Source organism: Vibrio sp. 1249-1, assembly GCF_033340495.1.
In genome coordinates this window covers 1-987 of record NZ_JAWOWJ010000176.1, presented here as the reverse complement: position 1 = coordinate 987, position 987 = coordinate 1, and the positions used below count along the sequence as shown (strand labels likewise).

The window sequence follows — 987 nt, the reverse complement described above, 5'->3', positions numbered from 1 at the left end:
CGAAGAGCTTATACAAGCATTATAGCTGCCCTCATTACCTGAGGATGTCGAAGATATACTGTCGGTCAAAGCAAGTTTAAGCGAACGCTTAGTTGAAGTTGGTGATTACAACTCTGCCCTCACCGAGTACATCGCCTCCACCAACATCGCAGTGGAATACGGTTTTATCGACGAATACGTTTTAGCGATCATTGGCATGGGCAACTTGTGTGATGCTTATGGCGATCACAACCGTGCTCTACGTTACTACCAAAAGATCGACGCGATTGATCACGCCATCAGCAGTCGCTCACTTCGTTTGCGTTACAAACTGTATATGCTCGCCTGTTACATCAGTCTAAAACGCGTGGCCGAAGCCAGCGAATTATTGGGTGAATGTGAAGAGCTCAGCATCCTAGTAAGCGACAAAAACCTCGCCGCACAAACGCATTTGTATCGCGCTAAATTGCATCGTCTGCAAGAAGAGTATTCCGAAGCGCTGCTCTCCATATCCAGCATTAAGTACACCACCGGAAGTGCGACCACCTATTGGCTCTCAACCATGGTCAAAATTGAAACGGCCTATTGCTTGAATGGTGTTGGCCACACTTCGTTGGCTAATTTGCTGTTGGAGTCCATCGGGAAGCGAATTAAAAAGCATTCTTCGCCAATTCTGGCGAAACGTTTTTACAACGCAATGAGCAAAGTCAGTGCGTCACAAGGACAGTTTCAGCAAGCTTTAAGCTGTGAGAAACGCGCTTTTCGTATTGAATCAGACTTAATAAAACACATCCCAATCAGCGAATTGGGCGCGGCTCAACTGCGTCGATTGTCTCGCTTTGAATTACAGTTAAAGCTCATTCTGTCTGAGATTGAAAATAAAGAGCTTAAAGAGACGACCAAACAACACAAAAATACCGTAGCTCAGTTGCAACAAGACGTATTTACCGATCCCCTTACCTCGTTGCACAACCGCCGCTGGTTAGAGGTAAAATTGAAAGACATGTT

At 45.6% G+C, this 987-nt stretch carries 1 pseudogene; it reads left to right on the top strand.

What is annotated here, in order from left to right:
- Positions 1-987 (top strand): annotated as a pseudogene (locus R7Z50_RS25050) (GGDEF domain-containing protein); the annotation flags it as partial.